This is a genomic window from Chryseobacterium kimseyorum (assembly GCF_025971945.1).
In the GTDB taxonomy this organism is placed as follows: Bacteria; Bacteroidota; Bacteroidia; order Flavobacteriales; family Weeksellaceae; genus Chryseobacterium; species Chryseobacterium kimseyorum.
Window position 1 is genome coordinate 357,699 of the sequence record NZ_JAPDHW010000002.1, and the last position, 25,991, is coordinate 383,689.

27 protein-coding genes and 1 tRNA gene are annotated in these 25,991 nt (G+C 36.3%); 12 read left to right on the forward strand and 16 right to left on the reverse strand.

The window, feature by feature from the left end:
• The first annotated feature begins 62 nt into the window (after positions 1-62).
• The 6 genes from fbaA (at position 63) to OMO38_RS04295 (ending at position 5,531) form a co-directional block, all read left to right on the forward strand.
• Positions 63-1,133: a class II fructose-bisphosphate aldolase gene (fbaA, locus tag OMO38_RS04270; RefSeq protein WP_264748978.1), complete on the forward strand. Its 1,071-nt coding sequence runs from the start codon at positions 63-65 to the stop codon at positions 1,131-1,133.
• Positions 1,134-1,238: 105 nt separating this feature from the next.
• Positions 1,239-2,093, forward strand: coding sequence for an acetyl-CoA carboxylase, carboxyltransferase subunit beta (gene accD, locus OMO38_RS04275; protein WP_056083262.1), 855 nt, complete (start codon positions 1,239-1,241; stop codon positions 2,091-2,093).
• A gap of 382 nt (positions 2,094-2,475) precedes the next feature.
• Positions 2,476-2,988, forward strand: a complete 513-nt coding sequence (locus tag OMO38_RS04280) for a DUF6973 domain-containing protein (protein ID WP_264748979.1) — start codon at positions 2,476-2,478, stop codon at positions 2,986-2,988.
• Positions 2,989-3,205: 217 nt separating this feature from the next.
• On the forward strand, positions 3,206-4,609 hold the full coding sequence (locus OMO38_RS04285) for a nucleoside recognition domain-containing protein (RefSeq protein ID WP_264748980.1): 1,404 nt from the start codon (positions 3,206-3,208) through the stop codon (positions 4,607-4,609).
• A 30-nt stretch (positions 4,610-4,639) separates the two neighbouring features.
• Entirely contained in the window at positions 4,640-5,131 is a 492-nt protein-coding gene (locus tag OMO38_RS04290) for a hypothetical protein (RefSeq protein ID WP_264748981.1), read from the forward strand.
• A 13-nt stretch (positions 5,132-5,144) separates the two neighbouring features.
• On the forward strand, positions 5,145-5,531 hold the full coding sequence (locus OMO38_RS04295) for a hypothetical protein (protein WP_264748982.1): 387 nt from the start codon (positions 5,145-5,147) through the stop codon (positions 5,529-5,531).
• Positions 5,532-5,613: 82 nt separating this feature from the next.
• Here the strand turns inward: OMO38_RS04295 and OMO38_RS04300 are convergent, their stop codons facing one another.
• The 4 genes from OMO38_RS04300 to OMO38_RS04315 form a co-directional block, all read right to left on the reverse strand.
• On the reverse strand, positions 5,614-6,495 hold the full coding sequence (locus OMO38_RS04300) for a ferric siderophore ABC transporter substrate-binding protein (RefSeq protein WP_264748983.1): 882 nt from the start codon (positions 6,493-6,495) through the stop codon (positions 5,614-5,616).
• A 4-nt stretch (positions 6,496-6,499) separates the two neighbouring features.
• Entirely contained in the window at positions 6,500-6,895 is a 396-nt protein-coding gene (locus OMO38_RS04305; protein WP_264748984.1) for an ExbD/TolR family protein, read from the reverse strand.
• 10 nt (positions 6,896-6,905) lie between these two features.
• Entirely contained in the window at positions 6,906-7,610 is a 705-nt protein-coding gene (locus tag OMO38_RS04310) for a MotA/TolQ/ExbB proton channel family protein (RefSeq protein WP_264748985.1), read from the reverse strand.
• A 173-nt stretch (positions 7,611-7,783) separates the two neighbouring features.
• On the reverse strand, positions 7,784-8,245 hold the full coding sequence (locus tag OMO38_RS04315) for a hypothetical protein (protein ID WP_264748986.1): 462 nt from the start codon (positions 8,243-8,245) through the stop codon (positions 7,784-7,786).
• Between the two features lie 168 nt (positions 8,246-8,413).
• Between OMO38_RS04315 and OMO38_RS04320 the strand changes: the two genes are divergently transcribed.
• Together OMO38_RS04320 and OMO38_RS04325 are read left to right on the forward strand one after the other, a co-directional pair.
• Positions 8,414-10,210 carry a DUF885 domain-containing protein gene (locus OMO38_RS04320; RefSeq protein ID WP_264748987.1) on the forward strand — a complete coding sequence of 599 codons (1,797 nt, stop codon included), beginning with the start codon at positions 8,414-8,416 and terminating at the stop codon, positions 10,208-10,210.
• Positions 10,211-10,282: 72 nt separating this feature from the next.
• Positions 10,283-11,146, forward strand: a complete 864-nt coding sequence (locus OMO38_RS04325) for a DUF6438 domain-containing protein (protein WP_264748988.1) — start codon at positions 10,283-10,285, stop codon at positions 11,144-11,146.
• Between the two features lie 262 nt (positions 11,147-11,408).
• Here OMO38_RS04325 and OMO38_RS04330 read toward each other — a convergent pair whose 3' ends face one another.
• Complete coding sequence (locus tag OMO38_RS04330) at positions 11,409-12,032, reverse strand: endonuclease III domain-containing protein (RefSeq protein WP_264748989.1); 624 nt, start codon at positions 12,030-12,032, stop codon at positions 11,409-11,411.
• 33 nt (positions 12,033-12,065) lie between these two features.
• Here OMO38_RS04330 and bcp point away from each other — a divergent pair, with 33 nt between their 5' ends.
• Positions 12,066-12,515: a thioredoxin-dependent thiol peroxidase gene (gene bcp, locus OMO38_RS04335; RefSeq protein WP_264748990.1), complete on the forward strand. Its 450-nt coding sequence runs from the start codon at positions 12,066-12,068 to the stop codon at positions 12,513-12,515.
• Positions 12,516-12,603: 88 nt separating this feature from the next.
• On the opposite strand, the gene OMO38_RS04340 is transcribed toward bcp, so the two are convergent.
• The 5 genes from OMO38_RS04340 to OMO38_RS04360 all read right to left on the reverse strand — a co-directional run bounded on the left by OMO38_RS04340 (position 12,604) and on the right by OMO38_RS04360 (position 17,001).
• Positions 12,604-13,143 (reverse strand): GNAT family N-acetyltransferase, encoded by a 540-nt coding sequence (locus tag OMO38_RS04340; RefSeq protein ID WP_264748991.1) that lies wholly within the window; start codon positions 13,141-13,143, stop codon positions 12,604-12,606.
• Positions 13,106-13,747: a hypothetical protein gene (locus OMO38_RS04345; RefSeq protein WP_264748992.1), complete on the reverse strand. Its 642-nt coding sequence runs from the start codon at positions 13,745-13,747 to the stop codon at positions 13,106-13,108. The genes OMO38_RS04340 and OMO38_RS04345 overlap by 38 nt, the downstream gene beginning before the upstream one ends.
• A 56-nt stretch (positions 13,748-13,803) precedes the next feature.
• Positions 13,804-14,886, reverse strand: coding sequence for a mannose-1-phosphate guanylyltransferase (locus OMO38_RS04350; protein ID WP_264748993.1), 1,083 nt, complete (start codon positions 14,884-14,886; stop codon positions 13,804-13,806).
• A gap of 2 nt (positions 14,887-14,888) precedes the next feature.
• Entirely contained in the window at positions 14,889-15,479 is a 591-nt protein-coding gene (locus OMO38_RS04355) for a SprT-like domain-containing protein (protein WP_264748994.1), read from the reverse strand.
• 181 nt (positions 15,480-15,660) lie between these two features.
• Complete coding sequence (locus tag OMO38_RS04360) at positions 15,661-17,001, reverse strand: TolC family protein (RefSeq protein WP_264748995.1); 1,341 nt, start codon at positions 16,999-17,001, stop codon at positions 15,661-15,663.
• Positions 17,002-17,099: 98 nt separating this feature from the next.
• Here OMO38_RS04360 and OMO38_RS04365 point away from each other — a divergent pair, with 98 nt between their 5' ends.
• Positions 17,100-18,344 carry a bifunctional folylpolyglutamate synthase/dihydrofolate synthase gene (locus OMO38_RS04365; protein WP_264748996.1) on the forward strand — a complete coding sequence of 415 codons (1,245 nt, stop codon included), beginning with the start codon at positions 17,100-17,102 and terminating at the stop codon, positions 18,342-18,344.
• 39 nt (positions 18,345-18,383) lie between these two features.
• Positions 18,384-18,458, forward strand: a tRNA-Val gene (locus OMO38_RS04370).
• A gap of 166 nt (positions 18,459-18,624) precedes the next feature.
• Here OMO38_RS04370 and OMO38_RS04375 read toward each other — a convergent pair.
• The 5 genes from OMO38_RS04375 to OMO38_RS04395 all read right to left on the reverse strand — a co-directional run bounded on the left by OMO38_RS04375 (position 18,625) and on the right by OMO38_RS04395 (position 22,470).
• Positions 18,625-19,509, reverse strand: a complete 885-nt coding sequence (locus tag OMO38_RS04375; protein ID WP_264748997.1) for a glycosyltransferase family 2 protein — start codon at positions 19,507-19,509, stop codon at positions 18,625-18,627.
• A 5-nt stretch (positions 19,510-19,514) separates the two neighbouring features.
• Positions 19,515-20,480 (reverse strand): glycosyltransferase family 9 protein, encoded by a 966-nt coding sequence (locus tag OMO38_RS04380; protein WP_264748998.1) that lies wholly within the window; start codon positions 20,478-20,480, stop codon positions 19,515-19,517.
• A gap of 2 nt (positions 20,481-20,482) precedes the next feature.
• Positions 20,483-20,902 (reverse strand): SufE family protein, encoded by a 420-nt coding sequence (locus tag OMO38_RS04385; protein WP_264749126.1) that lies wholly within the window; start codon positions 20,900-20,902, stop codon positions 20,483-20,485.
• A 246-nt stretch (positions 20,903-21,148) separates the two neighbouring features.
• Positions 21,149-22,246 carry a glycosyltransferase family 4 protein gene (locus OMO38_RS04390; RefSeq protein ID WP_264748999.1) on the reverse strand — a complete coding sequence of 366 codons (1,098 nt, stop codon included), beginning with the start codon at positions 22,244-22,246 and terminating at the stop codon, positions 21,149-21,151.
• The gene (locus OMO38_RS04395; protein ID WP_264749000.1) at positions 22,246-22,470 is read right to left on the reverse strand and encodes a uroporphyrinogen decarboxylase; all 225 of its coding nucleotides are present in this window, start codon (positions 22,468-22,470) and stop codon (positions 22,246-22,248) included. The genes OMO38_RS04390 and OMO38_RS04395 overlap by 1 nt, the downstream gene beginning before the upstream one ends.
• Positions 22,471-22,627: 157 nt before the next feature.
• On the opposite strand from OMO38_RS04395, the gene OMO38_RS04400 reads away from it, so the two are divergent.
• Positions 22,628-25,156 carry an ATP-dependent Clp protease ATP-binding subunit gene (locus OMO38_RS04400; protein ID WP_264749001.1) on the forward strand — a complete coding sequence of 843 codons (2,529 nt, stop codon included), beginning with the start codon at positions 22,628-22,630 and terminating at the stop codon, positions 25,154-25,156.
• Positions 25,157-25,382: 226 nt separating this feature from the next.
• Here OMO38_RS04400 and OMO38_RS04405 read toward each other — a convergent pair whose 3' ends face one another.
• Positions 25,383-25,910, reverse strand: coding sequence for a transporter (locus tag OMO38_RS04405; protein ID WP_264749002.1), 528 nt, complete (start codon positions 25,908-25,910; stop codon positions 25,383-25,385).
• Positions 25,911-25,991 lie beyond the last annotated feature (81 nt).

Below are 25,991 nucleotides of genomic sequence, written 5' to 3' on the forward strand. Positions count from 1 at the left end.
CAAAAATTATTACCTTTACAAGAATTTTTCAAACATACCCTAATTTTATATAAAAAGTAAACATGAGCAGAATTTTTCCGGCAGGAGTTGCCACAGGTCAGTTAGTTACAGATATTTTTCAGTATGCTAAAGAAAACAAATTTGCATTGCCTGCAGTGAACGTAATCGGTTCGAGCAACGTGAACGCAGTAATGGAAACTGCAGCAAAATTAAACTCACCTGTTATCATTCAGTTTTCTAACGGTGGAGCATCTTTCAACGCTGGAAAAGGATTGAGCAATGACGCTCAGAAATCAGCTATTTTAGGTGGTATCGCTGGAGCAAAACATATTCATACTTTGGCTGAAGCTTACGGAGCGACAGTAATTTTACATACCGATCACGCTGCAAAGAAATTATTGCCTTGGATCGACGGTTTGATGGAAGCTAACGAAGAATTCTTCAAGCAGACCGGAAAATCTCTTTACTCTTCTCACATGCTTGATCTTTCTGAAGAATCTTTAGAAGAAAACCTTGAGATTTCTGCGGAATATTTCGAAAGAATGGCAAAAATGCAGATGACTTTGGAAGTTGAAATCGGTGTAACAGGAGGTGAAGAAGATGGCGTAGACAATTCTGATATCGACAATTCAAAATTATATACGCAGCCTGAAGACGTAGCTTACACTTACGAAAAACTGAAAGCAATTTCTGATAACTTCACGATTGCAGCAGCTTTCGGAAATGTACACGGTGTTTACAAATCAGGAAATGTAGTTTTGACTCCGAAAATCTTAGACAATTCTCAGAAATTCGTTCAGGAGAAATTCGGAACTGCTGAGAAGCCGATTAATTTCGTATTCCACGGTGGTTCAGGCTCTACTTTAGAAGAAATCAGAGAAGCGATTGATTACGGGGTAATTAAGATGAATATTGACACCGATCTTCAGTTCGCTTATACAGAGGGAATCAGAGATTACATGGTAGATAATGTAGAATATCTGAAAACTCAAATCGGAAATCCTGACGGAGACGATAAGCCAAACAAAAAATTCTATGACCCAAGAGTTTGGGTTAGAAAAGGCGAAGAAACGTTCTCTAAAAGATTGGTAAGAGCATTTGAAGATTTAAATAACGTAAATACTTTAAAATAAATTGATTTGAGATTTGAGGTTTGAAATTTGAGATTGTCTGAGATGAAAATTTTTATCGGCAAACCTGAATTCCAAACTTCAAATCAATAATTTCAAATCAATAATATGGCATTCGACTGGTTTAAAAGAAAAGCACAAAATATTACCACTTCTACCGACGAGAAAAAAGATGTACCGAAAGGGCTTTGGCATCAGACTCCGTCAGGAAAAGTAGTGGAACATGACGAGTTAAAGAAAAACAATTATGTTTCTCCTGAAGACGGATTTCACGTAAGAATAGGAAGTGCCGAGTTTTTCAGCATTCTTTTTGACGAAGGAAAATTCACTGAGCTGGATGCAAATGTTGAAAGTATTGATATCCTTAGCTTTAAAGACACAAAATCGTATACCGACCGTCTGAAAGAAGTAAAAGCTAAAACCAAGCTTACCGACTCTATCAGAAACGGAGTAGGAACCGTAAACGGAACCGAAATGGTGGTTTCATGTATGGATTTTGCGTTTATCGGAGGATCTTTAGGTTCTGTGATGGGTGAAAAAATCAGAAGAGCAATAGATTACTGTATCGAAAAGAGACTTCCGTACATGATTATTTGTCAGTCTGGTGGTGCGAGAATGCAGGAAGCAACGTATTCACTAATGCAGTTGGCAAAAGTTCAAGCGAAACTGGCTCAGCTTTCAGAAGCCGGACTTTTATACATCGCTTACCTTTGTGACCCTACTTTCGGTGGAATTACCGCATCTTTCGCAATGACTGCAGATATCATTATGGCTGAACCAAAAGCACTGATCGGATTTGCAGGACCAAGAGTAATCCGTGAAACCATTGGTAGAGACTTACCGGAAGGCTTCCAGACTTCTGAATTTTTACAGGAAAAAGGTTTCGTAGATTTCATCGTAAAAAGAACTGAAATCAAAGAAGTTGTTTCAAAAACAGTAAATTTATTAGCGGTAAAAGCTTAATATTTTAACTGAAAATCATACAATCTCTCTCTATTCGGGAGAGATTTTTGTTTAGATATTAGCAATAAATAATTGTTTAAAAAATACAAACAAATTGACGAATTTCATATGTTTGAAATAGCTCTACAGTTCGCTCCTCCGGAGCTCGTTCTTGTGGTTACTTCATCTTTTCTACTGACAGTTAATCCCGACGGGATTAATTTAGCTCCTTTAGGAGCGTAATGTTAGTAGAAAAAGTCATGTTAAGAATTTGAGCTCCAGAGGAGCGCCCTGTGAATAGTATTTAATTTTCATCAATCAAGAATGATTGGAAATATTATATTAAAATAATACGGCTTGATTTAAAGCCTAAAGCAGTAAGCCATTTGCCAAAAGCCAATCTATGAGGACTTTCAAAGTAATTTTCAACACGATAAAAAGCATGAGTTTTAAGAAAATTCTTAAGCTCTCATCTGCCGTATTGCCACATCCTCTTTTTTCCATGATGAGTTTTTACGCAACGGTAAAAGCTTTTTCCATTGCTCAAAAACTGTATCCGAAAACAGCATCTAAAAACGGTGAAGGAAACGCGTTCAGACACGCTTTCTGGTGTTGCCTGATTATGATGTACTGCAGCAAAATTTCCTCACCCGAAAAAGCACTGGAGTTCTGCAAAAAAATTACAGATTTGCACGAGGAATTATTCCCTAACGAACCATTAGAAACCAAAATGGATCTCCACAACAACAAAATCGGTATGGATTATTTCATGGAGCTTTTGCCAGGAATTCACCGCCAGTTTTTTGAGAAAAATTTCTTTATCGAAGAGCTTCAAAAGAAGACTGCTAACGCTAAGGTCTTGAAAAGTTTGGATGATGATTTTGCGGGCGAGCTGGTCTATCTGGATGAAAAATAATTTTTTATTCGTTACATTATCGTATAGTTTGTCATTGCAAAGAAATGTCAGGACAATTTCTTTTAAAATAACAGTTGAGATTCCTTCGGAAATCTAAGATTTGACGTAGTTAATAACAAACATTCTTGGAATTTATTCACGTCAACAGAAATTATATTTCATCACTTTTTGCAATCTGAAGTTTTTTTAACTAAGTTTAAACAATTAATTTAATCAAATGGTTCTCAGCAGAATTTGGTCGGCCTTTATCATTATCGCCATTGCCATTGCCAGTATAAAATACATCTCGTCAAGCCACTACAAAACCATTTTCAACGATATGGTTGTCGGAAAAGGCGGCGACACTGTTCAGGTGGCAACCCAAAACATAAGTATGCTTTCTCCAGTCGTGAGAGACAGCCTGATGAAGAAAAATGATTTTGCAGACAGCAGAATTCATTATAAAACCGATTCTCTGAAACAGAACGTTCAGGTGTACCGAGTACAGGAGGCCGATGGTGTCATTGGAACTTCCGAAACGGCAGTGAAAATCTGTATCGGTCTGATTGGAATCATGACCCTTTTTATGGGATTCATGAGCATTGCTGAGAAAGCAGGCGGAATTAATTTATTAAGCCGGTTTATACAGCCATTTTTCTCAAGACTATTCCCTGAAATTCCAAAAAATCATCCTGCTTTTGGGCACATGCTGATGAATTTCAGTGCCAATCTTTTAGGTTTAGATAATGCCGCAACGCCATTTGGTTTAAAAGCGATGGAGAGTTTACAGACTTTAAATCCAAATAAAGACACAGCGAGCAACTCACAGATTATGTTCCTCTGCCTTCATGCAGGCGGAATGACTCTGATACCAGTTTCCATTATTGCAATCAGGGCTTCGATGGGTTCAAAAACACCTACCGACATTTTCCTTCCCTGCATGATTGCGACTTTTACAGCCACAATGGCGGCAATGATTATCGTATCATTATACCAAAAAATAAATCTTTTAAAACCTATCGTCCTTGCCTATGTTGGCGGAATTTCAGCATTAATTGCCCTTCTGGTTGTTTATCTGGTTCAGCTGAGCAAAGACGAACTTGATGATTTCAGTAAAGTTTTGAGCAATGGTTTAATACTTTTCATTTTTTTAGCCATCGTTCTTGGTGCTGTTTACAAAAAGATCAATGTTTTCGATGCCTTTATTGACGGCGCCAAAGAAGGATTTTGGACCTGTGTAAAGATTATTCCCTATTTAGTCGGAATGTTGATTGCCATTTCTCTTTTGAGAACCTCCGGTGTTTTTGACGTTATTATCGATGGAATGAAATGGGTTGCCTATGCAGCAAATCTCGATGCACGGTTTGTTGACGGACTTCCGACAGCTTTAATCAAACCTCTATCGGGTTCAGGAGCCCGTGGAATGATGGTGGATACGATGGCAACTTTCGGGGCAGACAGTTTTCAAGGGAAATTGGCAGCGGTTCTACAAGGAAGCTCAGACACTACGTTTTACGTAATTGCAGTTTATTTCGGAGCCGTAGCCGTAAAGAACACGAGATATACGGTTGTTGCTATGCTTTTGGCGGATTTAGTGGGCGTGATTACTGCAATTGGATTGGCGTATTTGTTTTTTGCTTAAAAAGAGATACTTCTTATAATTTGGAATCGTATGAAAATTAAATTTGGTTTAGTCTTATTTTTCACTCTTTCTCTTAATTCTATTTTATCTGCGCAGGGCGGATGGGATATGGGTTATTTGAAAATTGAAAATATTACAGAAGACCAGACTGGTAAAACATTCAGAATAGATTTTAAATCTAATCAACTGAAAGAAAAAGAACCTTCAATAAGATCCTATTTTCAGACAAAAGACTCCAATTTTATTTTAATTGATGGTACTAAAATAGAATTTGTTGAAGTAAGAAAAATCAATGTTGACGCAGGATATTATGAGGAACAGTTTCTACTTTGTAAAAAATGTAAATCACCTTTAAGAATTTTAGATATGGTGTTGTCCGAAATAAAAGAAGAGACATTAATTTTTATTGCTGATTTTGAAATGGAAATTAATGATAAATCTGATAAAATAAACTTCAAAAAAGAAATTGAAGTTCATAGAAATGAATTGGAAGGATTAATCTTTTTAAATTCAAAATTTTAAATAAACAAAAATTATGATTACAGATAAAGAATTCACCCTAAGACTTATCCGTCAGCTATCTCAAGCTTTGGAAAAACTGATTTTGGACAAACCCGAAGAAAGTTTAATGCAGAAAGAACTCGATTTCGATTCTTTAATGAAAGATATTTTTAAATTTGATTTTAAAGAACTTTCGGCAAAACCAAAAGAAGAAGTGATTGAAATTGTAAAAGAAAGACAGGAAAGAGATCACAAAGATTACTATGAAATGCTCGGAAATCTTTTCTATTACAACGGGAAAGTATTAAACAACAATGACTTTTTAGACAAAGCAAAAACCTTCTATGAGCTGTATCTTCAGACCAGTGGAATTTTTGCACTTCCCATTATTAACAGAATTAATGAAATCGCAAAAAGATAGGTGTTTTTAATTCTACCAAAATAACTATTGTTTTCTTACTACAAATAATAAAAAAAGCACCTGAATCAGGTGCTTTTGTATGTTAGAAAGTAATGCTGTAACTTCCGGTGGAAGAAACGCTGGCCTTTTCAGCCTTTACATATTTTTTAACCCACGCTACCGATGTGGAAACCACACACGGATCAGAGATTCCACCTGATCTTCTTGCCGAGGAGATATTCCCTGCTTTATCTACAACATAGGCTATCGTGATCGAGCCACTTGCAGAGCAGCTGTGACTTGGTTGCGCTCCACCTCTGCCCATCGTTCCTGGAATGTAGCCAACCAATCGTCTGTCGATTCCTACTTTGCTGTCGCCGTTTCCGTCTCCACCTAAAGGATCACCATTGTTACCGATTCCATCGCCTGTTCCCTGACTTCCTGCTTTTGTTCCACGACCTTTGATTAAATTTCCGATTGCGGCAGTACCTTTTCCGTCACCATTTCCTGTTTTTGAGTTAGCAGTTGTGGCAGAACTTTTAGCTTTTGTTTTTGTTGTAGAAGTAGCGGTTGACTTCTTATTTGTTTTTGACTCTTCCTTTTTCGGAGCCGAGACTTTAGAATTGGTTCCTGTAATGATTTTATCTTTTACTTCAGTCTTTTTAGCTTCTGGTTTAGGTTCCGGAGTAATGACCGTTTTCGGTTCTGAAACAACATTTTCTACAGGCTCAGGAGCATTTTCTTCCGCTTTTGCAGCCAAGCTTCCTTCCTGATTGGCTGGTTCATCAATCCCTGCTCCATTTCTGTTGTCTCCAAAATTCACAAGCATTGTAGTGATGACTTCAGTTTCCTTTGGACGCTCCGTAGGTTTCATTTTATAAATGAAAACAAATAATAGAATAGCAGACCAAATTAAGACAGAAAGCACAGCGCTTTTTGCCTTATCTTTATTTTCTTCGTTTCTATTGATTGCGTAACCTCTCATTTTATTATTCTTTTACCGTTGCAATGGCAATATTCAGTTTATGCTTTTCTGCAATTTCCATTAAGAACACTACATCTTTATGCATCGTACTCTCATCAGCTCTTATGGTAAATGACTTTGCAGATTTGCTCTTAAGATCATTGACGATTGTCTGTTCTACCAATTCTCTCGCAATCGGTCTGTCATCTACAAAATATGACCCGTCCGGTTTTACACTTACTGTCATCGGATTCGGGATATTATCTTCTACGCTTCCCGTCTGAGGAAGCTTCACGTCTATCGCACTTTGATTAGCTGCTGACGAAGTGATCATAAAAAAGATCAACATCAGCAAAATAACGTCGGTCATCGCCGCTAAGCTGAATTCCGGATGTGCTTTATTTCTTCTTTGAATCTTCATCTGTTAGAAATTACAAAGGTTTATTAATTAAATCTAAAAATTCTCCCGAAACATTCTGCGTTCTTAAAACGAATTTATCGATTCTTGTCAACAGAATATTATAGAAGAAGTTCGCCGGAATTGCCACTGCCAAACCGACAGCCGTCTGTCCTAATGCGGTGTAAATACCTTCAGACAGTGTTTTCGGCGAGAAAGCACCTTCTGCGTGTGATAAATCAAAGAAAGCAATGATCATCCCGATAACTGTTCCCAAAAGTCCTAGCATCGGAGCGATACTTGGTACTACTGCTAAAAGATTCAGGTTTTTTTCCATATTGGCTACTTCAATCTGAGCCTGAGATTCCATGGCACTTACGATATCTGAGACAGGTCTTCCCAATCTCGAAATTCCTTTTTCTAAAATTCTTGATTCCGGAGAGTTCTGTGTTTTACAATAATCAGCTGCTGCATCTATTTTCCCGTCTCTGATGAAATCTTCGATGTTATTCATAAAGTTTGAATCGGTCTTTGTCGTCATTCTTTTGATATAGAAGAATCTTTCGAAGAAAAGATACACTGAGAAAACACCCAACGTCAGCACAGTTACCATTACTATTTTAGCAAAAGCACCACCGTGAAATAGGATGTCCCAAAATGAAAATTCAAGTTTTTCAACAGGCACTGTAGGTACAGCGACCTGTGCAAATAAAATCTGAGTAAGTTCCGTTAACAGCATTAATTAGTTTATTTATAATGGATTTAAACGACAAAAATAAAGGAATATTATCAATACTTATCTTAAAATAAGCTTAAAATATCACTTCAAAATAAACATTTCGCCTAAAAACAGCAAATTTCTTTCCAAAAGAAATATTTGAAAAGAAATTTACAGTAAATATTGGGTAGTTCTTAGTCTTCGTCTACGATAATTTCGTCTGGAGTAAACTCGCATTTCAGTCTGAAAGGAAGTGGAGTATCAGATCCTGTGTAGAAATCGTCAATATTACCTTTCCAGATTACCTGAAGCTCGTCTTCTTCATTTTTCTCAAAGCAAAGCTCGTTGTCATAGATGAACGCTTCTTCATCATCAAACAAATCTACTTCAGTATAAACTTCGTCTGTAGAATCGTTGATGGTAAACGTTTTTCCTTCAATCTCAGAAGAATCAATCGGAAATTCGATAACTTCCAAAGAAAGTTGAGGAAAATTATATTGTAAAGAATCATCATCTACATGATCGAGCCCGTCATCCGTAATGATTTCTACTTCTAGAAAATGTTCTTGATTACTATAAACAGCCTTGCAATAAGTGCTTTTTATATTGTACTTCAATGTCTCGTCCGGATGGTAAATTTTTAAAATCCCTTTCATTATTTCTTAAAAAAGAACTGTAATAGTATGATAGTTAAATGCTTTAGGCAAAGATAAAAAATTGTGCGAATGTTTAAAATATTTTCAAATTTATTTTTTTATAAATAGCGATTCTCCAAATCTTTCTTGTGTTTATATTCTTTATTTTTGTGTTTTAAAGATCTTAAAATGAAAAACATCATATCAAAAGCGGTTTTAGGCTTAGGTTTAGCACTGAGTCTTGCTTCCTGCAGAAAGACCGATTCACCTTTAACGAAAATTACCCCGACCAATCTCGACTCTATCGCGGCAAACTATTACGAGCAGTATTTAAAATTATATCCTTTGGAAGCTACATCACAGGGAGATTTGAGATACAATGACCAATTGCCGATTAATATCGATAAAGACTTTATTTCAGGGGAAATTGCTTTTTATAATTCCGTGCAGAAACAGCTGGAAAACGTTGATTATAAAGCGCTTTCGGATGAAGATAAAGTAGTTTACGATGTGTTGGATTTTACTTTAAAAGACAAAACTGAAAAATACAGTTATCATCCGGAATATATTCCTTTCTCCCAGTTTGAAGGCCTGCCGCTGAACTTCCCTCTGTACGGAAGCGGTCAGGGAAGCCAGCCATTTAATACAGAAAAAGATTATCAGGATTGGCTGAAAAGAATGGAAAAATTTCCGGATTGGATGAATGCGGCGACAGAAAATTTCCGTGAGGGAATGACGAATAAAATCGTTCTCCCGAGAAAATTGGTTTTAAAAATGATCCCGCAGATGAAAGCGGAAGAGATTATCACTCCAGATTTCGAAAAAAACATATTTTCCGGACCTGTCAAGAATTTCCCAAAAGATTTTTCTGCTGAACAGAAAGAAAAATTCACCAAACTTTACAAAGATGCTGTTGCCAAAAACATCATTCCTGCATACACAAAAATGGCTGAATTTTTAGAGAAGGAATACCTGCCAAAATCAAGAGAAACAGATGGTTATAACAACCTTCCCAAAGGAGACAATATCTACAGATATTATGTAAAAAGCTGGACTACCACCAACAAAACTCCGGACGAAATCAATAAAATCGGTCAGCAACAGGTTGCCATGCTCCGTGCTGAAATGGAGAAAGTAAAGCAACAGGTTGGCTTCACTGGAACTTTGGAACAGTTCATCACATCAGTGACGGCAGACCCAAAAGCAATGCCCTACAAAACGTCAAAAGAAGTTCTGGATGGTTTTAATGGAATTTTAGCGAAAATAAGTCCGAAGCTGAAAACCATGTTCAGTGTAACGCCAAAAACGAAATTTGAGATTAAACAGACCGAAAAATTCAGAGAAGCAAGCGCAAGTGCGGAATACATACAGGGAACTCCGGACGGGAAAAGACCTGGTATTTTTTATATGCCACTTCCCGATCCTTCAAAATTTAATGTTACTTCAGGAATGGAATCACTTTTCTTACATGAAGCCATTCCGGGGCATCACTATCAGGTTTCTCTGCAACAGGAAAATGAAAAACTTCCTAAATTTATGAGATTCGGGTGGTTTGGAGCTTACGGCGAAGGTTGGGCGCATTACTGTGAAACTTTAGGACCTGAATTTGGCCTGTACACCGATCCTTATCAGAAAATGGGGTATTTAAGTGACCAAATGCTTCGTGCTGTTCGTCTGGTTGTCGACACAGGAATTCATACCGGAAAGATGACAAGAGAGGAAGCGATTACCTATTTCCTAAGCAACATCGCTTATGACGAAGCAGGAGCAACCGCCGAAGTTGAAAGGTACATGGCGATGCCCGGACAGGCTTTGGGATATAAAATCGGCTCACTGAGAATTCGTGAATTGAGAGAGCAATACCAGAAACAGCTTGGTAATAAATTTAATCTGGCAAAATTTCATGATGAAGTATTGAATCAGGGCTGTCTGCCTTTGGATGTTTTGAACAGGAAAATGGAGCTTTGGGCGAAAAAGCAGAAATAAACCTGTAAAGACAATCAAATATAATGTAACGAAGCAGTGTAATATTGCTTCGTTTTTTTTATTTTTATTAACATGAAAAAGATTTTTTCTTTACTCCTCCTCTCTTTTTGCTTTACTTTATTCTACAGCCAGAATAAAAAGGTTTTTAATAAAATCGATTCACTCAACACAGCAAAGGAGGTTCAGGAATTTCTTGATAATGATCAAAATAAAATAAAGTATTATTTAAACGTTAAAGAAAAAAATAATTATGATCGGTATTGTACACTAATTGCTGACAGTCTCCATTTAAAACAAAACTGGGAAAAAGCAGACTTCGATAACAATGGATTAACTGATCTCTTGGTAACCGGAAATATCTCCGAAGGAGTAAAAACGATTTATATTTTAGATAAAGGAGATCATTTTGAATCTAAAAATCTCAGTAAAGGAGAACTTTATGAGCGATGTTCATTTTCTCTGGTAAAAGGTAACAAAATAGAATACCACAGTGTCAAAATCCTTAATCGTCAGGGATTTATAAGGAGATTAAGTGAAAATCTTATTTACAAGTTTGGCGAATTTATTGAAGAAAATACAAAACCCAAAAGGCATAATATTCTGGAAATACAAACGAGAACTGCTGGCTCATACAGGATTAAATCTTTCTTTAAGATGGAAATAATTTCCAATGGAGACATACTATGGGTAAGCGAAGGTGATGGTTTTATACAAGCCGGAACTTACACAGCAAAACTTTCGCAGGCAAAATTTAAAGAAATTGTAGAATTACTGAATTATATCGATTTCGAAAATTTAGCAGATGAATATGAAGTCGGTTATTCTGACGCCACCACCACTCATCTTCAAGTGACCTATGACAATTTAAAAATTAAAAAATACGGGATTCCAGAGGAATGGGAACAAGAGGTCTCAGAATTTTTTATGATCTGCTGAATGATCTGAAAGGAAATCAACAGTGGACAAAGCTTTAAAAAATGACAGCTGATTCTTAAGATCTTTCAAAAAATTTATTCAAATAAAAAGAAATTGAATATCAAAGGAACGTAGAAATACGTTGAACATTTGTAAGATATTCTCTTCCGAAGGATTGATGGATCTAAATCTATTTTAAATCCTGCATTCTAAAACCACCCCGTCTAAATTTCAAAATCTATCCCGCCCCCGGAGGAAGGGGAATTTTGTGACTGAAAATCTCTCACTCCCTTTCAAACAGCATTTTAGTCAGGAAATCTTTCTCTCCTTTTCCTCTTGCCGGCGAGTATTCTCTTCCGTAGTAGATGATCTGAAGGTGCAGTTTATTCCAAACCTCTTCTTTCCAAATGGTCTTGGCGTCTCTTTCTGTTTCTACAACGTTTTTACCGGAAGTTAATTTCCATTGCGTCATCAGTCTGTGAATGTGCGTATCAACCGGAAAAGCAGGAAATCCGAAACCCTGGCTCATGACTACAGAAGCAGTTTTATGGCCTACTCCTGGTAAAGCTTCGAGTTCTTCAAAGGTTTGCGGCACCACTCCATCGTGTCTTTCAAGTAAAAGTTCGGCCATTCTCTTTAAATTCTTGGCTTTTGTATTAGACAGTCCGATTTCTCTGATGAGTTCTTTGATCTGATACTCTTCCAGTTTTGCCATTCTTTGTGGTGTTCCTGCAACTGCAAAGAGTTCGGGTGTTACCTGATTGACTTTTTTATCGGTGGTCTGTGCAGAAAGAGCGACGGCAACCATTAAAGTGTAAGGGTCGGTATGATCTAAAGGAACGGGAACGGTAGGATATAATTTCTCTAACTCTTGCTGAATAAGCGCTGCTCTTTGCTTTTTTGTCATGTAACCATTAAATTTGAACAAAAATAAATCATTATGCTGAAAGTAGGAGACAAATTACCCGATTTTGAAGGAATCAATCAGGACGGAGAGACCGTAAATTCTGAAAAATTAAAAGGAAATAAATTGGTTATTTTCTTTTATCCGCAGGCGAATACACCGACATGTACTGTGGAAGCCTGTAACCTCAGCGATAATTATTCTCTATTGGAAAAAGCAGGATTTCAATTACTGGGAGTCAGCGGAGATTCTGTGAAAAAACAGAAGAATTTTCATAACAAATTTGCTTTTCCTTATGATCTGATTGCAGACGAAAATCGTGATATCATCGAGAAATTCGGAGTTTGGCAGGAGAAAAAGACGTTCGGAAAAACCTATATGGGAATCGTGAGAACTACGTTTATTTTTGATGAAAAAGGAATTTGTACACGAGTAATTGAAAAGGTGACTTCGAAAACGGCGGCTGAGCAGATTTTGGAGAATTAATTTTTATTACAGTTGCACCAAATAGTTCTTCACGAATGGCATAAATTGGAAAGGTTATTCGTGGAGATATTTTCTAATGAGTGGATCGTTATTCTGTTTCGTAGTACATCAACTCTTCAACTTCATTGGGAAGAGTGACATATTTCTGAAATCTTAACCCTAATCTTTCAATTAATTTTTGAGAAGAGATATTATCTTTTGTGGTAATTGCGGAAACTTTCTTTAGGCCAAAATCATTCATGCCGATCGATTTCACTTTTTGAGCAGCTTCAAACATATAGCCTTTGCCTTCAAACTTTTCCAAAACAGAAAAACCAATATCTACAATATCCAATCCTTCTCTTTCGAAGATTCCTACTCCACCGATTTTTTGGTTACCTTCTTTCAAAACAATCAGATAATTTCCAAAACCTAATTTTTCAAACTGTGGAAGAAACTTAGACTGAATATAATTTTCAGCATCTTCAAGAGTCCGAATATTTCTGTCCCCAATAAACTTAATAAAATTGGGCATGTTGTAAAGCTCCAAAATAAGATCCGCATCCTCCAGAGACATAGGACGGATGATTAATCTTTCGGTTTCGTAGCTTCTACTTCCGTTTTTTGACAGGCTTTTTCTTTGGCTCATCTTTCGGTTCTTCTTTCTTTTCGATTTTTAAAAGACGCGGATTGTTTGCGCATTTTTTGGTGTACAGCTCAATGTAAGTTCCATTTTCTTTTACCTCAGAGATTTGCGATGTCGCTTTGTTGACGGTAAGGGTAAAATGTTTTTTCTCGTACGGACATTCTTTTGAAGTAACTTTCCCCAAATCAAGATAATAATTGGTCTTATCTTCGTAGTAATTTCCTGCAACGTGGGCGAACTGTTCATCAATCACATACCCATCCAAAACCTGAGCAAGGGCAGCTTCTTCTACGTTATCGGCCTTTCCGATAAAATCTTTGAGACCGCTGATCTCGGTGATATAATTAAGTTTTCCTGCTTTTGAATAGACGATGTAATAAAAACTGTCTTCCGTTGGAGTAATATTAAATCCTGAAGACTGTGGCAGATAATCTTTTTTGGCTCCCGCAGTTTTTATTTCTTCATTTTTACCATAATTATTCTGAACCAAGATCCAAAAATCAATTTTGTCATTAGGGATAATCCTTGCCAAAACATTCTGCGTATTGAAATTCTTCTTTTTCTCCTGAGAAAATATAAAAGTTCCCAAAACCAAAAAAAAGATCATGCTGAGTCGCGCTGTTTGTATCATAATGCAGAATGCGGCAGATATTATGCCAATATTTACATGAATTTATCTCCCTTTTTTAAACTTTTTAGATCTAAAACGTAGTCTTTGATAAGCTGATCATGTTCTCTCGGGCATATTAAAAGAACCTTGTCGGTGTCTACCACAATATAATCTTTCAAACCATCGATTACGATCGCCTTGTTATTATTCTTCACATGAATAATATTTCCTTCAGCTTGATACGTCAGTGAATTTTTTGTGTTGATGGAATTCTGAAATTCATCCTGCTCACTATTTTCAAAAACTGAAGTCCAGGTTCCCAGGTCGCTCCATCCCAAATCAGCAGGAATTACATAGACATTTTTAGCTTTCTCTAAAATTCCGTTATCGATAGAAATCTTCTGAACTTTAGGATAAATGAGTTCAATACAGCTTTTTTCGCTGTCTGCATTGTATTCGCAGGCTGTAAAATGCTGAGTCATTTCCGGAAGATACATTTCAAAAGCTTTATGAATAGATTTCACATTCCAGATAAAAATTCCGGCGTTCCAAAGAAAATCTCCGCTTTCTATGAAACTTTTTGCCAGTTCCAGAATAGGCTTTTCGGTAAATGTTTTAACTTTATAATAGTCAGAATCCTTCTTTTCTACAAACTGAATATATCCGTAACCGGTATCTGGACGGGTTGGCGTAATGCCCAGTGTCACAAGATAATCGTGTGCAGAAGCCTGTTTAAATGCGAGTTCCAGTTTTTCTAAAAAGACATCTTCTTTCAGAATTAAATGATCCGCCGGTAAAACCACCATCGTAGCGTCAGGATTGATTTCAGCAATCTTATTGGCCATGTAAAGATTACATGCAGCCGTATTTTTCATGAGAGGCTCGCCGACAACATTATCTGTGGGAATCTCCGGCAACTGCTGATGCGAAAGGGCTACATATTCTGTATTGGTGATAACAAATATATTTTCATCAGGAATCATTTTACTTATCCTGTCATAAGTCTGCTGAATCATCGTTCGGCCTGTTCCTAATATATCCTGAAACTGTTTTGGGAATTTCTGCGTGCTCAGAGGCCAGAATCTACTACCGATTCCTCCAGCCATAATCACACAGTATTTATCTGATTTTGACATATTTAACTGCATTTTTTCACTCTAGCCAATGGTTTGAAAGAGTATTTCCTTCCTGTAGCCAGATTGAGACAAAGATAGTTTTTTTTAATCAGACCTTCCAATAAATACTTTTCTGTCCGGTAAATGAAATGATCGCCTTTCGCCAGCTGTTCCACATAAATTTCGTCATCATCGTGATTTTCAATGTGAAAGTATTTAACCAATTCCGGACTTGCCATAAAATTGGCTTTGGGTGATTTAGAAAACTGAACGATAATCGGTTTTAAATCATTTTCATAAACTTCTAAACTTTCCAGAAGCATAAGTCTGAAGGTGTGCTTCCATTCATTTCCGTGCGGTGAAATTCTGCGGCCGAACTTTTCAAACGCAATGAGATGCGCTAGTTCGTGAGTCAGTACAAAGAAAAAAAGCTGTGGCTGTAAGGTAGAATTAATTGTTATTTCATGCGAAAGATCCCGAAGTTTTCTGTAATCTCCAAGTTTAGAGTTTCTGTTTTTTGTAATTTTAATATGAATAGAATAATCCGAAAACCAATTTCTGAGATGGCCTAAAGTATTTTGTGGTAAATATTTTTCTAGTGACTGAATAGACATTTCAATTGAGTACAAAAGTTGATAACGAGCTTGTGTAAATTTAATTCAAGATAAATCAGTGTTACCAATAATCATGAATATATTCTCAGGCAAATTCAGGAGATTAGGCTGATTAATGTAATGAAAATCCGGAAAATCAATTAGCTGCGTGGCCAAAAATAAGCTAATTACTAGAAACAGCTTACAAACTTAGTGGAATTCCCGCATAGAAATTCAACAGTTTAAGACTGAAAAGATAATTGTATTTTGCCTGCTCTACAGAACCCTGCGCATTTGCATAATTGTTTCTGGCAATATTGAGATCATAAATTGTTCCTCTTCCTGCCGCATAACTTTTATCTGCAAAATCCATTGCGAGTTTTGTACTTTTTTCAGCTTCTACAGCCGCTAAATACACTTCGTAGTTTGCATCTACATCAAACTGTGCCTTCTGAACATTCTGTCTTACCGCCTGTTTCTGTTGATCTAAAGAGTTTTTGGCAATATTTTCATTAATTTTTGACTGCTCCACCTGAAGCCTGGTAATTCCCTTATTAAAAATCGGAATATTCAGAGAAAGCCCACCCTGCTGGCCAAAGTTATCTTTGTACTGTCCGAAAAACGAACGTTCATTAACGTAGAAAAATTCATTTCCTACATTATTGGTATTTAATAAGTTATTATAGAAACTCCCAATACCTACACTTGCAGTAAGGGTTGGCCAAAACGAAGTTTTCGTCACTTCAGTCTGAGCTTCTGCAGATTTGATGCGGCTTTCGGCAGCTTTGATCTGAGGCTGACTTTCGTAAGCTGTATTTAAAACCTCATCCACAGAAATCAGCTGCGGACTCAGCTGTTCACCAATTTCTACATTTTCTACATCAAAATTTTTATAATCCTGCAACTGTAAAAGCTGAGCCAGTGCAAACAAACTTCTTCCAACATTAATTTCTGCTGTTTTCAGATTTTGTTTTTCTCTTGCCCAGGCTGCTTCGGCTTCGGCAACAATAGTTTGCGCCGTAGTACCGACCTCTGTAGTGATTTTTGCTCTGTCGAATTGCTTTTTAGCGTTTTCAGTAGCACTTTGAGCAATTTTAACAATTTCTTTATTGAGCAAAGTCGTTAAATATTGCTGAGCAATCTGCAGCGAAATATCATTTTTAATGGTTTCGATATCATACTGACTTGCTTCTACATCAAACTGAGTTTTTCTGATAGTTTTCTCTAATCTTCCATTGTTGTATACCAAAATATCTGCAGCGACATTAGCATTATTTCTAAATACATCGTTTCTTATACTCCCTGTTCCCAAAGAAGCCTGCCCAAAACTCACATTATTTCCCAGATTGGCAGATACCGATGGCAGATAACTGTTCTGAGCAATTTTCAGATTGACATCCTGAATTTGTTTTGAATATTGATTTTGAATAACCTGAAGATTATGCTCTGTTGCATAGTCGACACATTCTCTCAAAGACCACTTCTTCTGGGCACTCAGACCCAGACCAGATAATCCCAAAATAATCATCAAAACTTTTTTCATATTCAGCTTTTTCTCCATTAGACGAAGAGAAAGTAAAAAAGTTACAATTTTGAAAAATTATTGTTTCATTTTAATGAAAGTTTTGGGAATTTTGCAATATGACAAACGAAGAATATCAGAAGGCCGTTGACTGGCTTTTCGTGCAGGCTCCGAATTATCAGATTGATGGCGAGAAAGCTTATAAACCAGGCCTTGATAACATCACAAGACTTTGTGCTTTTTTTGATAACCCTCAAGATAAAATTAAATGCATTCACATCGGTGGCACCAATGGAAAAGGCTCTACCAGCAATATGCTGGCTTCTGTTCTTCAGGAATCGGGTTATAGGATTGGTCTTTATAATTCTCCTCACTTAATTGATTTCACCGAGAGAATCAAAATCAATGGTAAAAATTGTGATAAAGAATTTGTCTTTCAGTTTATCCAAAAATTAAAAACCTTACCGGAAGACATTCTGCCTTCTTTTTTTGAGTTCACCACAATCATGGCGTTTGAGTACTTTTATCAGAAGAAAGTTGATTTTGCGATTATTGAAGTCGGTTTAGGCGGCAGGTTAGACTCCACCAATATTATTAAACCGTTAATCTCAGCGATCACCAATGCACAACTTGATCATCAGAACATTTTAGGAAACACGATTGAAGAGATTGCGTTCGAGAAAGCAGGAATTATAAAACCCAATATTCCAATAGTTTCCGGGGAAGAAAATGAAGTAGTAAAAAATATTTTTAAAGCCAAAGCAGCAAAGGAAAACACCCATTTCATTGATGCCACACTGGTAAAAACTGGTTTAAACTCAGATTTAAAAGGAAACTATCAGAAAAAGAATATTCGTGTTGTTTTGGCATTGGTTGACGAACTGAAAAAATTAGATTTAAAAATTTCTGATGAACATGTAGAACAGGGATTGTTAAATGTTCATGACAATACAGGATTTATCGGCCGCTGGTTTGAATTTTCACAGAATCCACTGACAATTTGCGACACAGCGCATAATCAGGCAGGATTAGAACTAGTCTTTTCACAGTTAAATTCTATTCCGAAGTACAAGCATGTTGTTTTAGGTTTCGTAAATGACAAGAAAATTGACGATGTCATGACCCTACTTCCCGAAAATTCTGCGTTTTATTTTGCGAAACCGGCCATTAACAGAGGCCGTCACCCTGAAGAATATGAAGATCTGCTAATAAATTCAAAAATAATTTATAAAATTTTCGATTCTGTGCAGGAAGCCTATCTTTCTGCTAAACAACAAGCTACAGCAGAAGATTTGATTTTTATTGGCGGAAGCAACTTTGTGGTCGGAGAATTTTTAGAAAAAAACTTGACTGATATAAAATAAGTGTGTATATTTGCACCACTCAAAACGAGAAATCGTCTAGGGCTCTTAGCTCAGTTGGTTCAGAGCATCTGGTTTACACCCAGAGGGTCGGGGGTTCGAATCCCTCAGGGCCCACAAAAACTCTCAGATTATTCTGAGAGTTTTTTATTTTATTAGTATTCATGGGATTTTGCAGAGATTTTAAGAATTTGTAGAAATTCCAGAGAAGGTGGGTTTTTTGTTCTTTTTAGGTTTTGAGGCATACATTTCGGCAACCATCAATTTTTTAGATTAAATAAGACTAATTCATCCTGCGCAGAAGCATTCCTAATTTGAAAAAATCAAGGTTTCTTAAATTGGGCTTACCCGAAACAAGATTTTTAATTATTTTACGTTCTAAAATATTGTAGAAGAATAAAAAAAGGTTGGCTACATTATTTTTTTTCAACTTTTGAGCTGTCCAAAACACCTTAATATCCTTTATGTAAACCAGGTTCTCAGAATTTAGAGATAATTGATACAGCGAGTCTATTGCGGTTTTGGTTTTATCTAGAAAAACATCGTTCACGGTCTCATCAATATGAATGACGGGATTATTGATCGCAGAAAACTTTACTTTCGCAAGTTCCATTTTTTTTGCAAAAACGTAATCTTCATATCCGTAATGGATCAGCTCCTCATTAAACGGAAATTTCCTGAATGTTTCTGTTTTGACTATAAAATTGACTGTTTTAAAAACCGAAAAGTCATCCGTTCTGCTTTGTGTGAAAATTTCTCTTTCAACCGAATACCGGTTTCGTAAAGTGTCGGAATATAACGGCGATATTTTAAAGTTTCCATAAACAACTTCTACTCCATCGTTTTTATCGAGTTCATCTAAGTAATTTCTGAGGAAGTTTACACTGTCGATTTTTGCGTCACAATCTAAAAACAGTAAATAATCTCCCTCGGCATATTCCAGAAACAGATTTCTGATTTTTGATCTGCCTATATTTTTTTCCAGAAAAATAAAGTCTTTTACTTCGTTCCGAAGTTCTCTGTTGATCGTTTTAAACTGATCTTCAGAAGCATCATCAATAAGAATAATTTCTGCATCGATTCCTTTTTCATTTATTTCTTTTTTCAGATCAAAAACAAGCTCCCGAACGTCAAAATTGTAAACCGGAATGCACACAGAAATTTTCATTCAATTTAAATTTTATCAATAATTTTCTGTACGCTGATTTCCTCCAGACACGCCCAATCTCCCCGATAACATTCTTTATCTCCGAAAACCGAGCAAGGTCGACACGTAAGATCATTAATTTGAACAACATCATCTTCACTTTGTCCGAAACCTAAAAAACCGGCATAAGGATGCGTCGCTCCCCAAATTGAAACACAACGGGTCCCTACGATACTCGCCAGATGCATATTAGCTGAATCCATCGAAATCATTACTTCAAGTTCAGAAATCTTGTTCAATTCTTCAGAAAGAGTGAGTTTTCCGGCCAGACTTTGGGTGTTTGGGATTTGTTGTTCCCAGCTTTCCAGGGTTTCAGTTTCTTTTTTTCCGCCACCGAAAAAGTAAATGGTATGCTTCTGTGCTAATATTTTAACAAGTTCGAAAGATTTTTCTAGGGGTAGCATTTTCCCTTTATGCTGAGCGAAAGGCGCAAAACCGATTCCTGATTTCTGGTTAGATTTTGGTCTTAACTGATGCGAAAGTTCAACCTTAAAACCCATATCTCGAAAAACATCGGCATAGCGCTCTACGGTTTTTTTGAGCTGGATTTTATCTAAATCCCAAACATCAGTCAGCTTTTCTTTTTCTTCTTTGCCTTTATTGATTTTATAGACCTTCAGACCCTTTCGTACATAGATTTTATCTAATATTTTTGAGCGGATGACATCGTGCAAGTCAGCAATAAAATCCGGCTGATATTGTCTGAGCAATTCTTTACCCAACCGTCTGATTCCTAAAAAACCTTTATACTCATCAAGATCAATTCCGTGGAAGATAACATTCGGAATATCAGCAAATAAGCTCTCAAAATTTTTCCGTGAAACCATGACAATCTCAACATCAGGATTCTGCTCCAGAAATTCTCGGAAAACAGGCATTGTCATAGCGACATCACCAAAAGCGGAAAAACGGTATGCTAAAATTCTGGTCACAACTAAGATTTCAGTTGATATGCGACAGCGTAAAATTTAATTTGCTTGGTCATCGCCATCAATCCGTTGGCTCTGGAAGGAGACAGAAATTCCTGCAACCCGATTTCAGAAATAAATTCAAAATCAGAATCAAGAATTTCCTGCGTTGAATGACCGCTGTAAATACTTACCAACAGAGAAACGATTCCTTTTGGAAGAATTCCGTCAGAATCAGCATTGAAAAACAGTTTTCCGTCTTTAAATTCAGCGTCAATCCACACCTTGCTCTGACAACCTTTGATCAGGTTATCATCCGTTTTCTTTTCGTCCGGAAGACCCTTGAGTTCTTTGCCCAAGTCTATGATGTACTCATATTTTTGCTCCCAGTCGTCAAGAAACGCAAATTCATCAATTATTTCCTGCTGATTTTCTTTAATGGTCATTTCTATACTTTCTTTATGCAAAGATAACCAATTTTAAAAAGATAATTTAAAACTGATTTAATATGAAAATCTATTTTAAATGATTGAATTTTTATTTTTTAACGCAAGGTTACACAAAGATTTTTTGAATGGTTTTAAATTTTTTAAGATAAAAAATGCCGCCTTGCTTATTTTCGAAATACAATTTAATCTTTAAGCAAAGCTTCTTTAATAATTCTTATCCTTAATTTCCTGAAATGGTTTAAATCATTTTGATGCTCTTTCAAAAACCTCCAGTAATTTTACTTCTTCATTTTCCCAACAAAGTTGTTCAGCAGCTTTTCCCAATTCAGGCTGATAGTTTTTTCTTCCTTTATTTAAAACTTTATTTATGGCTTTAGCGATATTTTCAGGGTTGTGATTTTCAATAATTTCTCCAACATCAAACTGATTTTTGATGTTCAACATTTCAGGAAGCGGAGAAAGAATTAAAGGAACTCTTGCCTGAATGCAGTCCAGCACTTTATTAGGAAGAGAAAACTCATAACTTTCGCCTCCGTTTTCTTCGATGCTCATTCCGATATCGGCTGTTAAAGTAATTTCTCTTAGATCTTGCGGAAGTAATTTGCCTAAAAACTGAACTTTTTCCTGCAGATTTTCTTTCATAACCAAATCTTCATATTCTATTTTCCTTGGTCCATCGCCGGCAATTTTAAAAATAACATTGTCAAGATGATGCATTGCCAAAATGGCTTTATCAATTCCACGAAATGGATTGAGTGCACCCTGATACAACAATATTTTCGGATTATTTTCTGGTATTTCAATTGAAAAATCAATTTTTCTTGGCGCATTTTGAACAACCACAGGCAAAATTCCATACTTAGTCTGAAACCATTTTGCATAACTTCCACTAGCAGTCATCATGAATTTCAGATTCGGAACCATTTTATTTTGGAGATAGCGCCAAAGTTTTTGAGACATTTTCCCCTGAACAGCAGGCATTTCCGAGAAAATTTCGTGACTGTCGAATACCAGAGGAATATTTAATTTTTTAGCTAAAAGATAATTCGGCAGCAATGCATCCAAATCATTTGCATGAAGAATCGTATTTTGATCTGCTTTTTTCTTTATTTCCTGATAAAGCTTCCAATTAAATTCAAAATAGGCAGTCTTTAAAGTTTTAGACACAATATTTATTCTCGAAAAAGAATAGGGACGTGACATTTTTTCTTCTCCACCCCAATTATTTCCAATCAATTCGACATCATAGCCATTTTCATGTAAAGTTCGGCAGACTTTTTCGATTCTCTGATCCGTATAAAGATTACTGAATGCCGAAGTCAATACTTTTTTTCCAGCCATTATTTCTTCTTTGCTGTCAGTAAATGATAGACCTGTACAAAGCAGATAATTCCGTTGGGAATAATCACCGGCCAAAGCATTCCGTTGAAAATGCCGTAGACAACAAAACAGATACAGCCTACCAAATTGACAATTCGGATTTTGGTTAAATCTTTAAGAATAAAACTTAAAATAATGAAAACGGAAGCGGCATAGCCGATGTAATTTGTAATTTCGGAGCTCATGAAAGGAATTTGAGGATAACAAACTTAGTCATTTTCAGTAAGATAAAAAACTTTTATCTGCCATAAAGTCATTAATTGTTTTTTGGTAAAATATTTGTAATTTAGTTATAGAATAAACGATAAATGTTATCGTTATTCCAATTTGAGATACAATATTATGGATTATAAGTTTTCACAAGGTTTGAGCCAAGTGTTCAAACAGAGCAAAAATGAAGCTAAGCGGCTGAAAAGTGAATTTCTTAATACAGAACATCTACTTTTAGGTATTATAAAAACAGAAAACTCTGCAAAAGAAATCCTTCAAGGGCTAAATGCCGATTTAACACAAATCAGAAGAAAAATTGAAACTTTAAATACAGCAAGTCTAAATCCTATTTCTGAAGAGGTTACCAATATTTCATTCACTAAAATGGCAGATCATTCCATTAAACGTGCAGAATTAGAATGCAGACAATATAAGAGCAACGAGATCAATACCGTTCACTTGCTTTTGGGCATTTTATACAAATATGAGGATCCTACTTCAAGTATTTTGGGAGCTTATGACATTGACTATGAAGGAGTTTCAAGAGAATACCAAACCATGCTTAAAAATTCTGGCCAGACCCCTCAAAACTCGGCTTACGATGATGATGATGACAGAGAAGAATTTGAGCAGATGAGAAAGCCAACAGGAAATTTAGGCTCTGCAAAAAGTAAAACGCCAACTTTGGATAACTTTGGTAGAGACTTAACTTCTTTGGCAAGAGACGGGAAATTAGATCCAGTAATCGGTCGTGAGAAAGAAATCGAGAGAGTTTCTCAAATTTTATCCAGAAGAAAGAAAAACAATCCTTTATTGATTGGTGAGCCAGGAGTTGGTAAATCTGCCATCGCTGAAGGTTTGGCTTTAAGAATTCAACAGAAGAAAGTTTCAAGAGTTCTTTTTGGTAAAAGAGTAATCACTTTGGATTTGGCGAGTTTAGTTGCCGGAACAAAATACCGTGGTCAGTTTGAAGAAAGAATGAAAGCCATCATGACGGAACTTGAAAAGAACCGTGATGTAATCTTATTCATTGACGAGTTGCACACAATTGTAGGAGCAGGAAGTTCGACAGGAAGTTTAGATGCTTCCAATATGTTCAAACCGGCTTTGGCAAGAGGTGAAATTCAATGTATTGGTGCTACAACGCTTGACGAGTACCGTCAGTACATCGAAAAAGATGGTGCTTTAGAAAGAAGATTTCAAAAAGTAATGGTAGAGCCTACCAATATTGAGGAAACGATTCAGATTCTGAATCAGATTAAAGATAAATATGAAGCGCACCATAAAGTAGTATATACTGAGGAAGCAATTCTTGCGTGTGTCAATTTGACATCAAGATATATTACAGACCGATTTTTACCGGACAAAGCGATTGATGCGATGGACGAAGCTGGATCTCGTGTTTATATTAAAAACATGAAGGTTCCTACTGAGATCATTGATTTTGAAAAGAAAATCGAAGACATTAAAGAACTGAAACAAAAAGCCGTAAAAGCTCAGGATTATCTGGAAGCAAGAAAGCTGAAGGACGAAGAAGAGCGTTTGCAGATGGAATTAAATTCTGCTCAGGATCAGTGGGATAAAGACGTCAAAGAGAAGAAAGAAACAGTTTCTGAAGAAAGTGTTGCTGAAGTAGTTTCGATGATGAGCGGTGTTCCTGTAACGAAAGTTGGTAAAAACGAGCTAGACAAGCTTGCAGGAATGGATAATAACCTAAACGGAAAAGTGATCGGACAGGAAGATGCTGTGAAAAAGGTTGTGAAAGCAATCCAAAGAAACAGAGCCGGACTGAAAGATCCAAACAGACCGATTGGAACATTTATTTTCTTAGGAACAACGGGTGTCGGTAAAACTGAGCTGGCTAAAGTAATGGCGAGAGAACTCTTCGATTCTGACGAAGCTTTGATCAGAATTGACATGAGTGAGTACATGGAGAAATTTGCAGTTTCTAGATTGGTTGGTGCGCCTCCGGGATACGTTGGATACGAAGAAGGTGGACAGTTAACAGAAGCTGTAAGAAGAAAGCCTTATGCAGTTGTTCTTTTGGATGAGATTGAAAAAGCGCATCCTGATGTATTTAACATCTTGCTGCAAATCTTAGATGAAGGTCACGTAACGGATAGTTTAGGAAGAAAAATTGATTTTAGAAATACAATTATCATTCTTACTTCAAATATCGGTACAAGAGATATCAAAGACTTCGGTGATGGTGTAGGATTCGGTACCAATGCGAAGAAAACCAATTCAGATTCCAGAACCAGAAGTACGATTGAAAATGCACTTAAAAAAGCATTTGCTCCAGAATTCTTAAACAGAATTGACGACATCGTTATCTTTAACTCTCTGGAGAGAACTGATATTTCTAAAATTATCGATATTGAATTAGGTAAACTATATTCAAGACTTGAAAAATTAGGTTACAAAGTAGATTTAACTACGGAGGCCAAAGATTTCATCTCAGAAAAAGGATGGGACAAAGATTTTGGTGCAAGACCGTTGAAGAGAGCCATCCAGAAGTATATTGAAGATTTATTGGCAGAAATGTTGGTAAACAAACAGTTAACTGAAGGTGAAACAGTCACTTTAGACGTAAATGAAGCTAAAGACGGACTAGAAGGAAAAACTCAGAAAACGAAAAAATCGGCAACTGAAAAGTCTTAATAATCAATTTTTAAATAATTAATAAAAGCATCGGGGATTTCCTGATGCTTTTTATTTTTCCTTTAGATAACACAGATTTTCACGGATGATGCTGTTGAATAATCAGACTATGGGACTAAGCTTGATCGATCAGTGAAGCCTGCAAGAGAGTTTTTAATGAAAATATTATTTCGAAAAAAAACATGCTCAAGAATGTGTGACAATCATCGTAATTCGCGGCAAACTTTTAAAGTCCCACCACAAACCCAATACTTGGGATTAGTCCTCCTGAAAATATACTTGTATTTTCTTTATATAAAACATTGTACATCAAGCCTATCTGCATAAAAGAGCGGTCTCCTATCTGCAACATATATCCTCCACCAAGATATAATGCAGTTTCCTGCTGATCACTTTTAAAATCATATAATTTGTCCTCGTAGTTAACAAAGTAATGTTGCAAATTTCCACTTACAAAGAAAGATCTTGCAAAATAATAATTTACAAAGGGGCCAATTCCAAACATGGTCGATTTATAAAAATCTGAACTCTGCCAAGAAACACTTCCGATTAAACCTGCTTCCAGATCATTGGTCAGACGATATCCCGCTCTTGGAGCAACCTGAAGATTAAAATAAGAATTGCTTCCAAAGCCAACTCCCAATCCGCCACCAAAAGTCCATCTATTGGGTTCAACCGTTGGTGTTCCTACTGCAATTTGAGAAAAGGATAATCCGGAAATAAAAATAAGGGAGGAAATAAACAGTTTTTTCATATTGAATATTTTTTCTGGTGAAATTTAGGTGATTTTACGATAATATCGTTTTTATCAATGCATAAAATTATCATTTTTTTC